This is a genomic window from Kosakonia radicincitans DSM 16656, from assembly GCF_000280495.2.
Lineage (GTDB): Bacteria > Pseudomonadota > Gammaproteobacteria > Enterobacterales > Enterobacteriaceae > Kosakonia > Kosakonia radicincitans.
This window is the reverse complement of the sequence record NZ_CP018016.1, coordinates 1,021,199-1,039,900: the sequence shown is the minus strand read 5'-3', so window position 1 is coordinate 1,039,900 and position 18,702 is coordinate 1,021,199. Positions and strand designations below refer to the sequence as shown.

The window sequence follows — 18,702 nt, the reverse complement described above, 5'->3', positions numbered from 1 at the left end:
GTCACAAGCCTGAAAATTACCTTTTAGCCACAATTCGCATTTCCACAAGCGCATTTTCTGGAATGAATTCTGATACGCCAATGGCGGACCATGCCGGGTATGGCGCCTTTATATACTCATCTTTTACTTTAGAAAAAACGTCTATATGTTTTTTGAGATCAACGTGAAAAGTGGTCATCTCAAGTATATTTTCATAGCCCAAACCGGCCGCTTTCAAATAAACACCCAGCTTATAAAACGCATCATGGAATTGTTCTTCAGGATGCTTACTTATTGGTTTGTCCTTGCGTGCTGCGGTAACACCTGAAAGATATACTGTGCCATCTGCTTCGATGACGGGGGAGAAATGCCAGTCATTGAAATAATGCTGAAACTCTTCAGGAACTATCGATTTTTTCATGGTTTTCTCAAATGGATGACTGAATAAATGCCAGCATGTACCAAACCATTATGCCTGGCCAGGACCACAGACTTACCAGATAGTTTGACATAATAAAGTGCCTGATCTCACCTGTCAGCATATCGCACATGCCAGCCCTTAATGTTGGCCGCTTTGTACCGAAAATTTATGCTGTGCAGAATACAACAGGGCCAGGCTTATCGGCCCTCAGCACATTCCTGTTATCTGCGGCAGTAACTGCTTTATCACTTCCACAACGCTTCTTACCCGTTGAGGTATAAAACGGGCATCCGGGAAAACCGCGTAGAGGAATCGGTCTGGCAGTCGCCATTCAGGCAGAACGGGAACCAGCAGGCCTGACTGCACCGCTTCAGCAGCAAGGGGGAGCTGCATACCACCGACACCGATGCCTGCCTGGATCGCCTGCAGCAGCCCTTCGCTGGTATTGGCCCGAAACACGGTATTCACCATCAGATTTATTGTTTCATCACCTGAAGCTAACCGTAGCGGCGCATCAGGCGCGATACCACTAAACCGGATATGTGGCTTCTGAGCCAGCTCATCCACTGAATCGATGTGTTCAAATTCCGGGGCAGCGTAAAGCGCCGTCGCAATGCGGCCCAGTACGCGCACGGCATGTGACTCTGGCGGCTCGCTCGCCAGCCGCAGCGCAACGTCAACCCCTTCGCTGACCAGATCGGCAATGCGATCATCAAATGAAAGCTCAAGATGTAACTCTGGGTGCGCCTTTTGCAGGGCCAGAAGATGAGGAAGAAAAAGCCGACCTAAACCGCTCGGCAACTGCACATGGACGCGGCCCTGCCAGTGCTGGCCCGCAGGATTAAGGTTGATTTCTGCTTCCCGCATTGCGTCCAGCAAAGGCTTCATTTCCCGCCTGTACTTCTCTCCCTGCTCAGTAAGCGCCATTGCACGCGTCGTACGGCGCAGCAAAACCACACCAAGCTCTGCCTCCAGTGCGGCAATTTGCTGGCTTACGGCAGATTGCTTCACGCCAATCTGGCGCGCGGCGGCTGAAAATGAGCCAGCTTCTGCCACACGCAAAAAGGTGGCGATCGCATTGAGCTTGTCATTCATTTAATGATTTCACTTATAAGTGCCATCAGTTACAGGGGATATGAGCGGAAAAATTAATATATCACACTCTCTCCGTCACTTTATCTGGAGAAACCATGAATATGACTCACACAAACAACGTCGCGCTGGTCGCCGGTGCCAAAGGAATTGTCGGTAGCCAGCTCGTTAAAACACTGCTGCACCATGGCTGGGAAGTGATTGGCCTGAGCCGCAACGCATTACCGCATCCGCAGAATATCCCACTCGTCACCGCTGATTTGCTGGATGCAAAGCATACTGCGCAGGCACTGCAGCCCTTAAGCAAGGTCACTCATATCTTTTACAGCGCCTGGATAAACGCGGAAAACTGGACGGAAATGGTGGAGCCCAACGTCACCATGCTGCGTAATCTGGTCTGCCACACGGCGATGATTTCATCGTTAAAAACAGTGAGCCTGATACAAGGATATAAAGTCTATGGCGCCCATCTTGGGCCTTTTAAAACCCCTGCGCGTGAAAGCGATCCCGGCGTTGCGGGAGCGGAATTTAACGCGGCACAACTCGCCTGGCTCAGCGATTATCAGCGAGGACGAGCATGGCACTGGAATGCCATCAGACCGGGCGTGGTGGGTAGCGCCTTGCCGGGCAATACCATGAATCTTGCGTTAAGCATCGCTCTGTACGCTTCGCTTTGTAAGTCACTCAATCTACCGCTTCGTTTTCCGGGTTCGGAACAGACCTGGCGCAGTATTGTTGACTATACGGACGCCGAGTTGCTCGCCGATGCCACCCTGTGGGCCGCCACCTCATCATCCGCAGAAAATCAGGCTTTTAATGTGAATAACGGTGATGTCTGGAGGTGGAGCGAACTCTGGCCTCTCATTGCTCGCTGGTTCGGGCTTGAATGCGCGCCGCCCGTCAGACTTTCATTTCAGCAGATGTTCAAAGATTATCAGCCAGCCTGGCGCGAACTGGCCCGGCACCACCGTCTGGTAGAGACGGACATTTTGCAGGTGAACGACGGGCAGTTTGCCGACTTTGTTTTCAGTTGGGATTACGACATGTTTGGCGATGGCAGCAAGCTGCGCCGCGCAGGGTTCTGGCGCATGCAGGCTACGGATGAGATGTTCTTCAGTCTGTTCAGACAGTTCAGAGCCGCGCGCATTATCCCTTAACTCACCAGCATTTCCCGGACAGGGCCGGAGTTCAGATAGGTACATTCTCAGGCCCTGAACAACTCGCCTTCGTATAAGAAACAGCCCAGACCCGGAAGCATCAAGCTCAGGGAATTGGGACCAGCCCTTTTCGCGCCTTCAGGAACATTGCCACTTTCAATCATTCCGGGGTCGTTGTCGAAGAAAAGCATGGATCTTCCATCATTAAAGCGCCCTTAATGTTATTAGGGCGCTTTTCATTAGGTATGTCTGAACGCATCAAATTTATGGCATGGACGTAGCGTCGTCGGATTCATTACTCTCAGATAAAACATCCTTCAGGAAACGCATCGCGTTACGTAGCGCCTGGTCGGCTTCGGGCAGTGTGCCGGCCAGCAAATGCCAGACATGGAACATACCCGGCCAGACTTCGAGTGTCGTGCGTACACGCGCTTCCCCTAAGTTTGAAGCGAGTTTCATCGCACCACTCAGCATGACCTCATTCTCGCCGATCTGTATAAGCGTCGGGGAAAGCCCCTGCACATCTGCATAAACGGGTGAAGCATCAGGATGTGTTGGTAGCTCACCGGCAAGAAATTCCCTCGCTAATCTGGTGAGAAAATCGATGCTACAAAGGGGATCGATGCCATCACGGACGGTAGCAGACAGACCGCTATGGGTCAGATCTGCCCAGGGTGAAAAAGCCACTCCCGCAGCCGGGAGCGGAATACCCGCGTCACGGGCCTTACGCATCATTGTAATAACCATTGCACCACCCGCTGAATCACCAACGAGAACCAGATTTTTAGGGTTGATACCCCTGTCGAGTAGCGCACGATAAGCTGAAAAGACATCCTCTATCGGCGTCGGGAAAGGAAAATCAGGAGCCTGCCGGTAGTCCGGGACATAGACTGTGGCGTTTAACGCTGTGGCAATACGGCCCGTTAACCCCCGATACGCCTCCACACCACCATGCACATAGCCGCCGCCATGAATGTAAAGCACCACACTGCTTCCAGCATGTTCATGTCTCTCGCCGACCATTGCCGACATATTACCTAGTGTGAGTGTTTTCCAGGAGACGCCACTGACAGCAGGAAAGATTTTCTCCAGGCCCTGCATATATTGTTTACGCACATTCGGCCAGCAATCTTCAGACTGACCATAGAGCTTCTGAACTACCGGTCCAGCAGCCGTGATCCATCCATCCAGAACATTTTGCGCATTTTTCGACAACATTGTTGTGCCCTTATTTAATGGAAATTCTACAATAAAAATTTAACCAATTTATTGACGAAAAAGGTTCCCCAATGACGGGTAGAAAAATCGCTTCGACAAAGCTTGCTGGCTCTGCTCTGGATATTGGTGCACTGCGGGTCTTTGTTGCCGTTGCTGAGGCGGGAAGTTTTGTCGCCGGGGGTAAGGCCATGGGGTTAACGCGCTCTGCTGCAGGTAAAGCATTAGCGCGGTTAGAAGCCTATCTCGAGACAAGGCTTTTTCAGCGCACAACGCGTCGCTTATCTCTCACCACAGAGGGGCATGAATTCTTTAACCGTTGCTGCAGGCTACTGGAAGACTTAGAAGAAGCCGAAGCCAGTATCCGCCAGAATTCACCATTGCCAAAAGGCCTCCTCAGACTCACCGTGTCAGAGGGATATGGAAAAATGGTGATATTGCCTTTTATCCAGGCATTTATAGATAACTCACCGGGTATTAGCATTGAAGTCAGCTTCAGCGATCGGGTTGTCGATCTTATAGAGGAAGGCTTTGATCTTGCTATTCGGGTAGGCGATGGCGCTACGAGTCATCAATATATAACACAGGTTATCGACAGAACGCGGCCGCAATTGTTTGTATCACCTGACTATCTCAAACAAAGGGGTAAACCGGAATCACTTGCTGATCTTAAAGATCATCGCCGTCTTGTCTATGGTTTGGGAACGGCTTCTACTGGATGGAACTTAGTGGATAAGGAGCATGGGCGAATAACGCTGAACGGCAGTAACCATGTCAGGTTTGACAGCGGAGATGCAATACGCACAGCGGCCATAGCTGGATTGGGTATCGGGTATTTGCCCTCCTTCATGATTGACAGGGATATTGTGGAAGGCCGATTAATACAACTGCTGCCTGCAACACAAGGTGAAGAAATTGCTATCCATGCTATTTATCCCAGCCGTAGACATCTCTCTCTTCGCGTGCGGGCTTTCATTGATGGTCTTAAAATTTTCCTGAGTAACATTAAAAATTGACTGTTTTTGCCCTTAGAAAGCAATGCCCTGGCTGAGCGCTATGTCCTGACAAGACTGCCCGCAGATACAAAGGATTTACGCGTCAGGAAAGGACTGCGCCGTGCCACTTGAAATGCTCTTTGCGGATATCGGCCAGCGTGTCAGTCCGCTTTGTGCAAAGCGGACATGAATTAATGCGCAGGTTTATTTAAATCACTCAAAAATTCAGGCCCGGACGGAAGGAAGCAGACCCGCAAGCCTGTATCCCTCGATGAGTTCATCAAAGAGCTTAATATCGTTCCGGCTTCTGGCCATCAGCTGAGCGCCAGCGATAGCGGAAAAAATCGCACCTGCCCGGGTTTTGCTGCCTTCTGACTCTGTGATACCCGCCTCCAGCAGTTGCCCTGCCAGCCAGTCGATGTTGACGTCGGCAAACTTCTGAACTTCCACCTTCACCGCCTCAGGCAGGTCATCGTATTCGGCAGACATAAAACTGCCCATGCAGAGCCGGTTTCCACTCTCCAGCGATCGGCGGAATATATGCGGGTAGCGGTTCAGACTGCTTAACGCGTCGCCTGCTGATTCCCTGAGCATTTCAAGGTCACGCGCCGTGTCTTCCCAGTAGCGTTGAGCCACCGCCGCACCGAGCTCGGCCTTGCTGGGAAAGTGATAGTAGATGCTGGCCGCCTTGATCCCCACCTCATCCGCCAGTCCGCGAATGTTCAGACCGGTGTAACCATGAGCCTGGGCCGCCAGACGGGCTGCGTTAAGAATTTCATCCCGGGATGTTTTGCTCATCGTTTTATTCCTCGCAGAGTGTGATGCAGTAATTCTAACATTTGTTAGGTAGATATTGACAGTCTTGTTGTGAGGGGGTTACGCTCAAACTACCAACTGTTAGGTAGCTTTTTTACTGAGAGGATTTACCATGAGCAAAGACATTTTTTATTCAGATGCCACCCGCCTGGCGGACCTGATACGTAACCGCGACCTTTCCCCTGTCGAAGTTATGCAGGCGCATATCGACCGTATTGCCGCCACTAATCCGGACATCAACGCTGTCGTGTCGCTTGCAGAGGACGCCATGAAACAGGCTGCCGCTGCAGAATCAGCCGTCATGAAAGGTAAAGAACTTGGTCCCCTGCACGGAGTCCCTTTTACCGTCAAGGATTCCATTGATACCGCAGGTGTACTGACACAGCGCGGCTCACCCATTTTTAAAGGTCGACGTCCGGATAAGGATGCAACCAGCGTGGCGCGTCTTAAAAAGGCGGGCGCTATCCTGCTTGCAAAAACCAACCTGCCGGAGTTTTCGTACTGGATTGAAAGCGATAATCTTCTGTCCGGCCGCTCGAATAACCCCTGGGATCTGACCCGTACGCCCGGCGGTTCAAGTGGCGGCGAGTCCGCCGCTATCGCCGCTGGCATGTCCCCTCTGGGGCTGGGCACTGACCTGGCCATATCAGTACGTGGACCGGCTGCACAGACCGGCATAACCTCCATGAAAGCTACGCACGGTAGCGTGCCTATGACGGGCATCTGGCCGCGCGCACCTCGCCGGTTCTGGCACGTAGGCCCTATGGCCCGTTCAGTGCGCGATATTGCCCTGGCTTTTTCTCAGCTTGCAGGACCAGACGGCCATGACGCTTTCTCCAGCAATGCGCCAGCTTATTCTGATGGGCTGCCGCTGATGGCATCCCGTCCGCTGCGCATTGGCTGGATGACCGGTCCAGGCTTTGGTCCGGTTGATCCGGAAGTGGCAGCGGTGGTGAAGTCAGCAGCGGATTCACTGAAGGGACCGGGCGTGGTCGTAGAGCACGTCGGTATTCCTGCGCTGGAGCGGGATTTTGCGCTGGACGTGTTTAACCGAATCCACGTTATGGAGATGAAGCCTGCATTTGCTGCGGCAACGGCTGGTCGAAGCGCTGATGAACTTTACAAGATGGCAAAAACGATGCTGTCACTGCCTGATACATCCATGTCTGAATTTATTGATGCAGAGCAGGCTGCTGAAAGGTTGCGTGACGGGTTTGCGGAATACTTTTCACAGTATGATGCGCTTATCACGCATGTTCTCCCCATTCCGGCTCACAAACACGGCGTGGAGAAATTTATCATCGACGGTCAGAAAGTGGATGCCACTTATCTGCAGGGTGCCACGGTACCGCTGAACGTGACGGGCCTGCCTGGCGTGGCGCTGCCGTTCGGTAAAAGTCATGAAGGATTGCCCATCAACGTGCAAATTGTGGGTAAATGGCACGATGAGCGAACCATTCTTCACATTGCTTCCCTGCTGGAAGCCGTCAGCCCAGTAAAAGGCTCTCATCCGTCACTGTAGGAATGAAAAAGTCCCGCGGATACTGCGGGGCTTAGCTCTGAGGGCAGCCAAATTGCGCTCAGGACGAAGTGTCAAATCTTTCGCCGCGATGGTTGACTTTGGCAGTGCTGAGGCATTTTCTCGCACATTTTTGCGTAAATTCGGCTATTCGCCGGACAGTGCAAATTGCGCGGAGGCAATAACGAGGAAAGCGATCGTGCGGCAGATCTGGAGTGATGGCATGCTTAATGAAGCCGGGTCTGTTGTCACCTGCCATGCAAGCCGTTTTACATTGGCACGATACAATATGATTCAGCGATTATTCTCGCTGGCTTGTTGTAACCGAAGCTTCACCAATGCCTGATGGAATTCGCCGACTGTCAGGTCCCGGACCGTCGAATCCGGGATCCCTCGCAGCCTTGCAAAAAAACGGGAAATCCCGAAAAGATCTAAGCCCTCCGAGGAAAAGAGAAACTCATTATCTTTCATAGAAAAGAGAGTCCTTAAATTATGCTCATCCGTTTCAAAACAGACGCCAAAAACCTTCTCTGCTTCCTGTAAAAGCGCCACACCGTCATCACCAGTAATATGGAGATCGTTCTCAATGTACGAATTCTCATCGATAGGGTGTTTTCGCAATCCTGCATACTCACGGATAAAGCTGATAACGTCTGGAAGCGTTGGACTCATTGGTATGGCTCGTAATGAAAGATACCTTGAGAATAGCCGTAAGATAGGACGGGATTCAATCTGTGAATCGCCCAGAATCTACCGTGCCCCACTTCTGCTCCTGGCTCAAAGTTCCTGCACCTGAATGGCCGCTCTGTGCCAGGAGCGGACCGATGATGAGCCAATCAAAATGGAGCAAGCTAATCAAGTTACAATTGGGGTCAACCCATATTTATGTGTAAGTTCAGCCGTTAGAAAAGGCCGAACAACGTCATTCTGAAATTACTCTTCTTCAGATTCTTCTTCCTCAATTTCTTGCGGCAAAGGCGGAAGGTTGTATATATCCTCCGGTGTGAACCCTGCGATTTGCTCAAGCAGCCGCTCAGAGGAAAGGACGGGCTGTCTTTTACTCCTCTCAAATGCGTTGTAGGAATAACGCCCTTCATTTACCCAGTCGAAATGGCGATTTATGCTACCAATGAGAGTGTTGCAGGTGTGTTTATTACCATTTGTGCTACCGATAGAGTGCTGTCCAGCAGTAAAGCGAATCGATGATCTGGCAATATAGGCTAGATCCTTGCCACTGAGTGTCGATTCAGTTATTCGTTCTGTTGTCGCCTCATTCAGGGTAAACTCTCTCGCCCAGAGCTCATTAACATTGCCAAGATAGTACTCAAACGCATTGTAAAAATATCCTGTCGTGATGAGCCTGCGAATCTGCCAGGCCACGTCTATTTCATCATTGCGGCGATTTATCTCTTCTAGTAATACCGGTAACGCCATCAACCTGCTATCTGCAATGCCGATGATGTTTAAATGGAATTTCGCACCCCACAGTATTTCATCAAACTGGTCCAGTGCAGAATCCTCCAGCGCGTTGAAAGAAGCTGTGGACATTTTAATTAATCCGCCGATTGCCAGAGACTGGAAAAGCATCTTTGTCATTGTCTCTGAAGGGAATATGTATTTCCCTGAACGTTCTAACGTTTTGAATCCCCAATCATCACCGCAGCCATCAACAAAAGCGCACAGTATCATCAGCATTCTGGTAGGAATTTTTTCAAGTGAGGCGGGGACAATATGTTCAGGATTTAAGGGGTGATTAGCCCTTGCCCCTATTTTCTTTTCTAATTTAGCGATTGAACACCTGAGAGTTGCAACTTTGTCGTCATCATTAACGTAGTCTATCCAGTAATAAGCTTCCTCAATATCAGCCAAATGTATAGCGGCATGTGCCGTGTTGAACGCCAGTGAACTTAGATAGTTAGTGCGCCCTGTTGAAAGGTTGGGGGCGCTAAAGAACTGCCTAGCAATCCCGATACTGTGTTTAGGTGAATCGCCACGGGTTTAACAGACACCTCAGAGTCATTTAAGATGGCTTAAAGAGAGGTGCCCATGAGCGGTAAGCGTTATCCCGAAGAGTTTAAAACTGAAGCAGTCAAACAGGTTGTTGATCGCGGTTATTCTGTTGCCAGCGTTGCAACACGTCTCGATATCACCACCCACAGCCTTTATGCCTGGATAAAGAAGTACGGTCCGGATTCTTCCACTAATAAAGAACAGTCAGATGCTCAGGCCGAGATCCGCCGTCTCCAGAAAGAGCTGAAACGGGTTACCGACGAACGGGACATATTAAAAAAAGCCGCGGCGTACTTCGCAAAGCTGTCCGACTGAGGTACGCCTTTATCCGTGACAACTCCTGTTGCTGGCCTGTTCGCCTGCTCTGTCGGGTGCTGGATGTTCATCCCAGTGGTTTTTACGCCTGGCTTCAGCAGCCGCATTCACAACGCCATCAGGCAGACCTGAGACTGACAGGACAGATTAAACAGTTCTGGCTGGAGTCGGGATGCGTCTATGGTTATCGCAAAATCCATCTGGATCTGCGTGACAGCGGGCAACAGTGCGGAGTAAACAGAGTCTGGAGACTGATGAAACGTGTCGGAATAAAGGCTCAGGTCGGATACCGAAGCCCGCGGGCACGTAAAGGCGAGGCCAGTATCGTGTCACCCAACAGGCTCCAGCGACAGTTCAATCCGGATGCTCCTGATGAGCGTTGGGTAACGGACATAACCTACATCAGGACCCACGAAGGCTGGCTGTATCTTGCCGTTGTTGTTGATCTGTTCTCACGCAAAATTATCGGCTGGTCCATGCAATCCCGGATGACAAAGGACATTGTCCTGAACGCACTGCTGATGGCTGTATGGCGGCGTAATCCCGAAAAACAGGTGCTGGTTCATTCGGATCAGGGCAGTCAGTACACAAGCCATGAGTGGCAGTCGTTCCTGAAATCACACGGCCTGGAGGGTAGCATGAGCCGTCGCGGTAACTGCCATGATAATGCGGTTGCAGAAAGTTTTTTCCAGTTGTTGAAACGTGAACGGATAAAGAAAAAGATCTACGGAACGCGGGAAGAAGCCCGCAGTGATATTTTTGATTACATCGAAATGTTTTATAACAGTAAGCGTCGGCATGGTTCTAGCGAACAGATGTCACCGACAGAATATGAAAACCAGTATTATCAACGGCTCGGAAGTGTCTAGATTATCCGTGGCGATTCAAGGGTTCCTGTCGAGGCTAAAATAGGATTCAAAAAAGAGTAAGCTCTGGCAGGTATCTTCGCCTACTTGATGGGAGATAAATTGAGTTAGCTTTTCAAGGGTAGAGAGTTGGCGTGAATTATCCAGCAGTACACGATGTGTTGCTTCATAGAAGGTCATCAACTGAGCATTACTCAGATTATCGATATCAAAAAAGGGGGGCTCCTTGTTAAAGGATGCCGAAATGCCCATCAGACAGTTAAAGTATGTAACATACTGCTGCTTTGTACCCGAAAGAATAAACGCTCTGATGATTGCCATGTAGGGACTGAACGAGACATCGCTTTTCGCCAAGGAAAACACCGTACAAATCTCCTCACTAAACTCATACCGTTCGTCCTGATCTAGCGCTGATTGAATCAGTGGCGTCGCTGGAGTGCCAGAAAATGCTATAAGGTTCAGAACCGCCTGCCTTTCCGTCTGAAACGCTTTTTCCTCCCTTGCTATCACCGCTTTACAGAAATAATAGTCTACAGAGGTTTCGTTGGTTTCTTCAGCATGCAGAATTATCTTTTCACAAACTGAATAAAAAACCTCTTGTTTTTGAACTGGCATCTGTTTCTGAGGAAACTTAGCCTCACTAAGTTTACGAGTGGCACTGGCTTTAAATTGCTTCCTATTCCGCTTTTTCATCATTTAAATCCACTAGATAGCTTTGGGAAAGTGTACTGCGAAGGAATTAGGCGCTCAATGAAATGAACGATTTTTTAATCACTTGAGTTCATCTATTTTGATATTGTAATCGTTGTGTTAAAACGGACCGTTCACTTTTAGGAGTTTCAAGCAAACTGTTTAACTTCCCTTTCAGGCCAAAGTCCGCTCCTCGCTCAGGCTGTGTGAAAACTCCTGATCACTTTTTGGTCTAAGCGATGGTTTCATATGATCAACCATTCTTGATAAACCCATGCGACGGAATGACTTTTTCATTAAAATTATAAGCATACAAATGAATACTGCGGATACCGACATGGTCCATCACATTCAAGGACAAGACAGGCATCAGGTGACATTGCTCCCTGATACACTGGATGATTTTGTCACTGAAGATAACCCCGTCAGAGTGGTTGATATATTTGTAGATGGATTAAAGCTTGATTCTCTTGGTTTCAGCAGAGTTGATGCAAAGCGAACTGGACGGCCCGGATATCACCCTGCCACCCTACTGAAGTTGTACATTTACGGATATCTCAACCGAATTCAGTCCTCCCGTAGACTGGAAAAAGAGGCCCATCGGAACGTTGAACTGATGTGGTTACTTGAACGATTAACGCCTGACTTTAAAACCATTGCAGACTTCAGAAAAGATAACGGTGAAGGTATCAGGAATGCCTGTCGGGCCTTTATTGGCCTGTGCCGGCAAATGCAAATGTTCACTGATGTCGTTGTTGCCATTGACGGCAGCAAATTCAAAGCAGTAAACAGCAAACCCAACAACTTCACATCCCAGAAAGCCAATGACCATATTGAGCGCGTTGAGCAAAGTATTACTTATTATTTAAACAAGCTGGATGAAGCCGACAAGTATACTGAGCCCGATGCAAACACAAAGTTAACAGCCACTAAACTGGCTTGGCTAAAAAAGCGCTTACGTGAGCTTCAGGAAATTCAACAAGCAGTCGCACAACAGCCAGATAAACAACTCTCTTTAACCGACCCTGACTCCCGGTTGATGAAAACAAATAATATGAACCGGCAAGTTTGCTACAACGTTCAGACAGCTGTGGATACGAAAAACCATTTGATTGTTGCGCATGAAGTCACCAACACAACAGATAATGGACAACTTGGTTCAATGGCAACACTGGCTCAGAAAGCTGTTGGCCGGAAAGACATAACAGTACTGGCCGACAAAGGGTATTACAGTCGCAGCGATATTAAAACAGTTCTGGATAGCGGAGCAGTGGCTTTGGTGCCAAAGGGAGATACCTCTGGTGCTGAACGTAAGGGGCTCTATAACCGCTCAATGTTCAGATATAACAGGGAAAAAGATGTTTATGTATGCCCAATGGGCAATGAGCTTCAGAATCGATTTACCTCAACAGAGGACGGACTGGAGCAACAGTTGTACTTTAACAATATTGCCTGTCGCGATTGCAGCCAGCGCTCCAGATGCACTACATCAAAACGCGATCCAAGGCGTATACGGCGTTGGGTTCATGAAGCTGAAATGGAAGAAATGCATGCGAGGCTTGAGTCATTTCCTCAGGCGGTGGTCATGCGAAAGCAAACGGTAGAACATCCGTTTGGGACAATTAAAATGTGGATGGGTGCAACGCACTTCCTGATGCGGAAATTTAAAAACGTCAGTACGGAAATCAGTCTACATATATTGGCTTATAACCTGAAAAGGATGCTATCGATATGGGGTACTGCAGGATTGATAATTCAGCTGCAGGAACAATACGGCTAACGGTTCCAGCCGTTTTATCCTCCAGTAACAACAGATATCAGGTTCTTCCCCGCAATAAAAACTTCTGAGTCATCCGAATAAAATCACAGATTACCTCGTCAACTTAAACGACATTCTTAAAACACAGATGAGAAATATTGTTTGGCTAATTGAAGCTATGAGTTTTCACACAGCCTGCGCTCTAAGCGAGCTTTCAGACTGTCCGCTTCATGCCAGAAGTAGACCTTATCGCTTCTGGAAATTTCAGTGGATGTGCTTTGGCTCTTTAAAAGAAGCTCTAAAAACAGCGATACCGAAAGTGATGACACGACGTCGATGGCGGGCAGTTTGTTGTTGAGTGTCGCGGGCTGGCAGGAAGGGTGAGTATTGAGCCAGAAACCGTGTGGCACGTGTCTAAGTGCGCGATAAATCAACAAAATGGGAGGCCGCGAAGCCTCCCGGCGATTTAAAAGTCGTATTGCAGGCTTAAACGGTTCTGCCAGAAATGTGAATCATATAGCGGTGATGTCTGCACCCCAGCGAAATCGGTCAGGCTCAACCCTTTCAGCATGCCACTGAAACTCCAGGTGAAATACACCAGATATTCCGACTGATTAATGCTGGCCGAAGCCGGTGACGGTTTCAGATCCATAAACGAATACTGCGTCCCCAGAGACAGGTTTTCATTCATCACGTAATTCAGATTGGTCATATATGCATTGCCGCTTCCCAGATCCTGAGTACTGGTGAAGAACGGTTGCGCAAAGTAAGGACCCGACGAAGTGTTGTGCGCGTAAGGCGTCACCAGCGAACCGTTGTTCCAGCTATTGCCGCTGGCGGCGATGTGGTCATAGCCCAGCTTCCAGCTCAGGGCTGGAGTCAGGGTCAGCGCCAGTTGGGCACCGTAAGAGGTACTGTTCACTTCACCAGCCAGCGCTTTGCCCAGGCTGGTGCCGCGAATAAATTGCACGCCAAAATCCGGCTGGAACAGCGCATCCTGCCATTGTAAATGGCTCTCGCCATACACCAGGCGGGTATAATCGGCATACTCCTGATACCACAACTGGCCGGTGAGTTTTTTGCCGTCCCACTGCGTACCGCGACCACCACCCAACGCCCACATGCCGTTAGTGCGTTCATCCACATCGGTATAGGCCGTGGTATTCAGGAATTGATCGTCACCCCACGGTTTATAACGCCAGACTTTGGTGGCATGCAGATAATTGGTGCTGTCGCCGTAATTCGCATCTACACCACGGAACAAAATAGGCGTAATACGCCAGTCGTAATCACCGACAAAAGGAATATTGATTCGTTGATCACCGGCAGTAATTTTAAAATCATCCAGCTGCCAGCTTAAATAAGCCTCACCAACGTTAGTTTGATTATCACCAATATCGCTGATGGTATGAGCTTCATCCGGATGGTCAATCCCGCGCAGGAAAATACCGCTGACACCGGCACGGAAACCATAAAACGGCGCGGTTTCATATTTTATATCACCACCGTAGCTCAGGGTGTCCTGATTAAAACCTTTAGAAAAATACGCGTTGTGCGTTGAATAATACAACGTGCGCAAACTGCCGCTCACGGTACCGCAGGTGAAAATATCGGTGAAGCTATTTACACCACTCGCACCGTACTGACAATCGCTGATATTGCTCTGTGTCGCCGCCAGTGCAGCTGGAACAAGCGGGAAAAACAGCGCAGCAAGACACGCACCACTTAGTGTTTTTAATTGCATAATCCCAAGCCTCGTCACTTTTTGAAAAGAGCAAAGCAGTGCCACCCGCACAATAAATGTACGGTCGGTGGCATGCTTTGCCGTAAAAATTTTTTATTATTGATTAATTACTTATGCCGGCTATTTTCACATCCGGCAATGTATCGCGTACTTCCCAGCCACGTAATTTTCCAGGATTCAGTAAATTATACGGATCGCAGGCACGTTTCATTGCCACAACATCTGCCCGCACCATGCCTTGTTTACCATCTTCAATATGAATAACGTGCGGGTTATTAATTTTCACCCCGTTATCACGATAAATATCCATAATGGCGTTCAGACGTTCTTCATCGCTATATCGCACCAGCGGCAACCCGCTACAGGTCAGCGTGCCGTTCATATCGCGCAGAAACTCAATATGCGACATCACCTCATCTGATAATTGTGCTTCCATCGCCAGCGCCTGCTGATGATAATTTTCCGGCGCATAGGCAGTTTGCAAATAGGTCAGGGTCTTATCGACCTTCAGTGCCTGCAACGTGGTATGGTTCCAGCAATATTCAATCAACGAATGACCGTGATTCTCACCCTCAGCAAAATGCAGCGCGCTGCGGCCATCATGCTGCGTCAGCAATGATGGCATTAGTCGGTCGCTCTCCACCCCGACCACCGAAATCACGCCATGCTGCCCCGCTATGCCCGCATCGGCGAGATCGGTGAAGTAATCCAGCACCGGCGCCGCCATCACCGCCACCTGACGCTTCACCAGCCCTGGCGATTTCGCTAGCGCATCGGCAAAGGCCATCGCTGCCGGGAAGCTGGCAAAGGTGTCGAGACGTTCAATCCAGTCGTGACGCGGAGCCAGCGCCAGCTCAATCTCCAGCACAATGCCGTTGCTGCCGTAAGCATGATGCAGCAGTAAGGCGTCAGGCGCCTGCAGAGTCAGGATGCGTGGCGTCTTTTCCATCGTCATCAGCTTCACTGACAACACATTGCCGGGGGCCGCCAGCGGGCCATAGTTGATGGAACCCACGCCACCAAAACCACCGCCAAACAGACCGCCGAGCGTCGCCAGCTTCCAGGTGGAGGGCATACAACGCAGCTCCCAGCCGAGTGGTCGGGTATGGGCTTCCAGGTCACCGAGACGAATCCCGGCCTGCGCGCGCACCGTGCCTTGCCCCATGCTCACCACAGCGTTCAGTCTGGTCATATCGACCATCACCCCGCCCTCCAGCGGGATCAACTGACCATAGTTACCGGTGCCGCCCCCGCGCAGATTGAGCGGGATGCGACGGGCCGCACAGGCAGCCACCACTGACACCAGTTCCTGTTCATCACGCGGGCGCACTGCCAGCTCAGCAAATTTCTCTTCCAGTTGCGGTTTCAACACCGGGCTGAACCAGTGAAAATCGCGCGACAGGCGTTTGACCTTAGGCGCATCTTTAATCCAGTCCAGCTCAGGCAGCGCTGCGACCAGCGCCGCCAGTACAGACTGACGATCGGAATCAGACATCTTTCTTTCCTGTTGTTGAGGTATCAGGTCGGGGTAAGTTCGCTCTCGTGCCAGGCCGCCAATACGCGGCGCGTTAGCCACGACATCAGGGCAAACAGCAGGAACCCCGCCAGGGAAATCAGTAACAGCGCGGCAAACATCAGCGGAATATTGAGCTGATAACCGGCCTGTAAAATCTGGTAGGCCAGCCCGGTGTCGGTACCACCCGTACCGGCGACGAACTCCGCCACCACTGCGCCAATCAGCGACAAGCCGCTGGAGATACGCAGCGCACCGAAAAAGTACGGCAATGCCGAAGGAATGCGCAGGCGCAGTAAAATCTGCAACCGCGACGCATGGTTAAGTTTGAAGTAACTTAACAGGCCCGGCGAGACACTGCGCAGCCCCTGAGTGGTATTGGAGATGATGGGAAACACCGCCATCAGCGTGGCACACACCACCAGCGACATAGTGGTATCTTTCACCCAGATGATGATCAGCGGGGCAATCGCCACAATCGGCGTCACCTGCAAAAACACGATGTAGGGAAACAACGCACTTTCGATAAAGCGGTTCTGCACCAGCAAAAACGCCATGACCGAGCCAATCACAATCGCCACCAGAAAGGAGATCACAGTGATTTTCAGGGTGTAGAGCAGCGACATAAACAGCGTCGGGAAGTTCTGCACCAGGCTTTGTGCCACCACCTGCGGCGACGGCACCAGGAAGGCGGGCACCTTCAGCGCCGTCACCAGGAACTGCCACAGCAACAGCAGCACAATGGCAAACAGCGCCGGGAACAGACACTGCTGAAATTTACGCTGCGCGGCTAAGGGCTTTTTCATCATTTGCTCTCCTGACTGGCAGCAAACAGACCGCGCTGCAACTGCTGGGCATACTGGGTAAATTGCTGGCTGACGCGAAACTCATCATCACGCGGGAATGGCGCATCAATGCTGATGTCATCCACCACGCGGCCCGGCCGTGCCGCCATCATGATCACGCGCTGCGACAGGAATACCGCTTCCTGAATCGAATGGGTGACAAACACCACTGTCAGCTTCTGCTCCTGCCACAGCTGCAGCAGATCGCTATCCAGTTTGTTACGGGTGATCTCATCCAGTGCACCGAAGGGTTCATCCATCAGCAGCACTTTCGGGCGCGTCACCAGGCCACGGGCAATCGACACACGCATCTGCATTCCCCCGGACAGCTCACGTGGCAGCACATGACCAAACTGCCCCAGCCCCACCAGCTCAAGGATTTCGCGCACGCGGGTATCGGCTTCGGCCCGCGGCACACCGGACAAGTCGAGGGGCAGGCGCACATTTTTATGTACGTTGCTCCACGGCATCAGCGTCGCCTCCTGAAAAACGAACGATAACGGCAGATCACGCTGTTTTTCCCGACGATCGCGACGGAAAAGCATCAGTTTTCCATCGCTCGACTCTATCAGCCCGGCGATCATTTTTAACAAGGTACTTTTGCCACAGCCGGACGGACCGAGCAGCGAGACAAATTCGCCCTGGCGAATCGTCAGGTCCACCGGCAGCAACGCACGCGTACCATTCGGATAAATTTTCTCCGCAGAGAGCACTTCAATCGCCGGGGGTGCCGCATGCAGCGGCACCGCTTGCACATCATTGCTCATCAGGGTCAGTCGGCTGGCGACATTCATGGCATGACCTTCACGTCTTCAATGAATTTCAGGGTGTAGCTGCCGTCAAACGGTACTTTCACTGGATCGATCAGCTTGTTGTCCACCAGCAACTGCCAGGTCTGCTTCAGACGCGGTACGGTCATAATGCCGATACCGCCGGTCTGCGCATCGCCGCCTGTCAGCATCTGATACTTCTTCATCTGGGCGATGCCGAAGGCGATCTGTTCGTCGGTCATCTGCGGGTTTTCTTTCTTAATCAGCGTGTTGCCCGGTGCCGGATTCTCCAGGTAGTTTTTCCAGCCCTGCATCGAGGCTTTAACAAAAGCCGCGACCGCCTGCGGACGTTTCTCGATGGTCGATTTCATGCACACGATGCTGTTGCCGTATGGTGGGTAGCCCCAGTCGCTGATCGGGTAGACGTTGGCCTGCGCCCCGGCTTTCTGCACCGCAAAAGGTTCGGAGGTCACGTAGCCCTGCTGTACCAGGGTTTTATCCGCGAGGAACGGCTGCACGCTGAAGGTATACGGGCGCACGCGGGCGTTTTTCAGGTTGAGAACGCTCTGCGCCCACGGCCAGTAGGAGGTATAGGCTTCGGCGGCTAACAGGAAGGTTTTACCCTGCAAATCGGCCTGGCTTTTCACATCCGGGTGGGTGATAAACACAATCGCCGAATGCTGGAAGGTGGTGGCAACCGGTACAGCTTCCACGCCCTGCTGCCAGGATTCCAGCGCCTGCATGTTATCGCTGATGATGCAGTCGGCCTGGCCTGCCGCCATCAACTGCATGGTGTGCACCTGCGGACCTCCCATTTTGATGGTGACGTCCAGACCGGCATCACGGTACAGATTCTGTGCCTGGGCCTGATAAAAACCGCCATGCTCGGCCTGAGCATACCAGTTGGTCATAAATGTAAATTTCTCGGCAGCCATTCCCTGGGCCGACAGGGCCATGGAAAGCGCGGCGACAATGCTCAATGTTTGTTTCATAGCC

The 18,702-nt window shown here is 50.9% G+C and carries 17 protein-coding genes; 5 read left to right on the top strand and 12 right to left on the bottom strand.

Annotated features, from left to right (window positions below; all coding sequences use genetic code 11):
• Positions 1-16 precede the first annotated feature (16 nt).
• Both Y71_RS05180 and Y71_RS05175 read right to left on the bottom strand, forming a co-directional pair.
• Positions 17-400 carry a RidA family protein gene (locus Y71_RS05180; protein ID WP_007370434.1) on the bottom strand — a complete coding sequence of 128 codons (384 nt, stop codon included), beginning with the start codon at positions 398-400 and terminating at the stop codon, positions 17-19.
• Positions 401-607: 207 nt separating this feature from the next.
• A complete protein-coding gene (locus tag Y71_RS05175) occupies positions 608-1,495 on the bottom strand; it encodes a LysR family transcriptional regulator (protein ID WP_007370432.1) in 888 nt (295 codons plus the stop codon).
• A gap of 95 nt (positions 1,496-1,590) precedes the next feature.
• On the opposite strand from Y71_RS05175, the gene Y71_RS05170 reads away from it, so the two are divergent.
• Positions 1,591-2,649 (top strand): SDR family oxidoreductase, encoded by a 1,059-nt coding sequence (locus tag Y71_RS05170; protein WP_007370431.1) that lies wholly within the window; start codon positions 1,591-1,593, stop codon positions 2,647-2,649.
• 264 nt (positions 2,650-2,913) lie between these two features.
• Here the strand turns inward: Y71_RS05170 and Y71_RS05165 are convergent, their stop codons facing one another.
• On the bottom strand, positions 2,914-3,867 hold the full coding sequence (locus Y71_RS05165; RefSeq protein WP_007370430.1) for an alpha/beta hydrolase: 954 nt from the start codon (positions 3,865-3,867) through the stop codon (positions 2,914-2,916).
• Positions 3,868-3,938: 71 nt separating this feature from the next.
• Here Y71_RS05165 and Y71_RS05160 point away from each other — a divergent pair, with 71 nt between their 5' ends.
• Positions 3,939-4,880, top strand: a complete 942-nt coding sequence (locus Y71_RS05160) for a LysR family transcriptional regulator (protein WP_007370429.1) — start codon at positions 3,939-3,941, stop codon at positions 4,878-4,880.
• Between the two features lie 204 nt (positions 4,881-5,084).
• On the opposite strand, the gene Y71_RS05155 is transcribed toward Y71_RS05160, so the two are convergent.
• Positions 5,085-5,657: a TetR/AcrR family transcriptional regulator gene (locus Y71_RS05155; RefSeq protein WP_007370428.1), complete on the bottom strand. Its 573-nt coding sequence runs from the start codon at positions 5,655-5,657 to the stop codon at positions 5,085-5,087.
• Positions 5,658-5,787: 130 nt separating this feature from the next.
• Here Y71_RS05155 and Y71_RS05150 point away from each other — a divergent pair, with 130 nt between their 5' ends.
• A complete protein-coding gene (locus tag Y71_RS05150) occupies positions 5,788-7,197 on the top strand; it encodes an amidase (RefSeq protein WP_007370427.1) in 1,410 nt (469 codons plus the stop codon).
• A gap of 291 nt (positions 7,198-7,488) precedes the next feature.
• Here Y71_RS05150 and Y71_RS05140 read toward each other — a convergent pair whose 3' ends face one another.
• Complete coding sequence (locus Y71_RS05140; RefSeq protein ID WP_035887723.1) at positions 7,489-7,866, bottom strand: hypothetical protein; 378 nt, start codon at positions 7,864-7,866, stop codon at positions 7,489-7,491.
• Between the two features lie 261 nt (positions 7,867-8,127).
• Positions 8,128-9,063, bottom strand: coding sequence for a hypothetical protein (locus Y71_RS05135; protein WP_007370425.1), 936 nt, complete (start codon positions 9,061-9,063; stop codon positions 8,128-8,130).
• Between the two features lie 177 nt (positions 9,064-9,240).
• Here Y71_RS05135 and Y71_RS05130 point away from each other — a divergent pair.
• Positions 9,241-10,388 (top strand): IS3 family transposase gene (locus tag Y71_RS05130; protein ID WP_085949497.1). Its coding sequence is split into 2 segments (ribosomal slippage): positions 9,241-9,478 and positions 9,478-10,388, totalling 1,149 coding nucleotides; the frame shifts between segments, so codons are not numbered across the junction.
• Positions 10,389-10,403: 15 nt separating this feature from the next.
• Here the strand turns inward: Y71_RS05130 and Y71_RS05125 are convergent.
• A complete protein-coding gene (locus tag Y71_RS05125; RefSeq protein ID WP_145954124.1) occupies positions 10,404-11,081 on the bottom strand; it encodes a hypothetical protein in 678 nt (225 codons plus the stop codon).
• 331 nt (positions 11,082-11,412) lie between these two features.
• Between Y71_RS05125 and Y71_RS05115 the strand changes: the two genes are divergently transcribed.
• Positions 11,413-12,855: an IS1182 family transposase gene (locus Y71_RS05115; protein ID WP_072439066.1), complete on the top strand. Its 1,443-nt coding sequence runs from the start codon at positions 11,413-11,415 to the stop codon at positions 12,853-12,855.
• A gap of 445 nt (positions 12,856-13,300) precedes the next feature.
• Here Y71_RS05115 and Y71_RS05110 read toward each other — a convergent pair whose 3' ends face one another.
• The 5 genes from Y71_RS05110 to Y71_RS05090 form a co-directional block, all read right to left on the bottom strand.
• Positions 13,301-14,578: a TonB-dependent receptor gene (locus Y71_RS05110; RefSeq protein ID WP_035887713.1), complete on the bottom strand. Its 1,278-nt coding sequence runs from the start codon at positions 14,576-14,578 to the stop codon at positions 13,301-13,303.
• Between the two features lie 103 nt (positions 14,579-14,681).
• Complete coding sequence (locus tag Y71_RS05105; protein ID WP_007370417.1) at positions 14,682-16,073, bottom strand: FAD-binding oxidoreductase; 1,392 nt, start codon at positions 16,071-16,073, stop codon at positions 14,682-14,684.
• Between the two features lie 23 nt (positions 16,074-16,096).
• Positions 16,097-16,900 (bottom strand): ABC transporter permease, encoded by an 804-nt coding sequence (locus Y71_RS05100; RefSeq protein WP_007370416.1) that lies wholly within the window; start codon positions 16,898-16,900, stop codon positions 16,097-16,099.
• Complete coding sequence (locus Y71_RS05095) at positions 16,897-17,730, bottom strand: ABC transporter ATP-binding protein (protein ID WP_007370415.1); 834 nt, start codon at positions 17,728-17,730, stop codon at positions 16,897-16,899. The genes Y71_RS05100 and Y71_RS05095 overlap by 4 nt, the downstream gene beginning before the upstream one ends.
• Positions 17,727-18,698 carry an ABC transporter substrate-binding protein gene (locus tag Y71_RS05090; protein ID WP_007370414.1) on the bottom strand — a complete coding sequence of 324 codons (972 nt, stop codon included), beginning with the start codon at positions 18,696-18,698 and terminating at the stop codon, positions 17,727-17,729. The genes Y71_RS05095 and Y71_RS05090 overlap by 4 nt, the downstream gene beginning before the upstream one ends.
• Between the last annotated feature and the right edge of the window lie 4 nt (positions 18,699-18,702).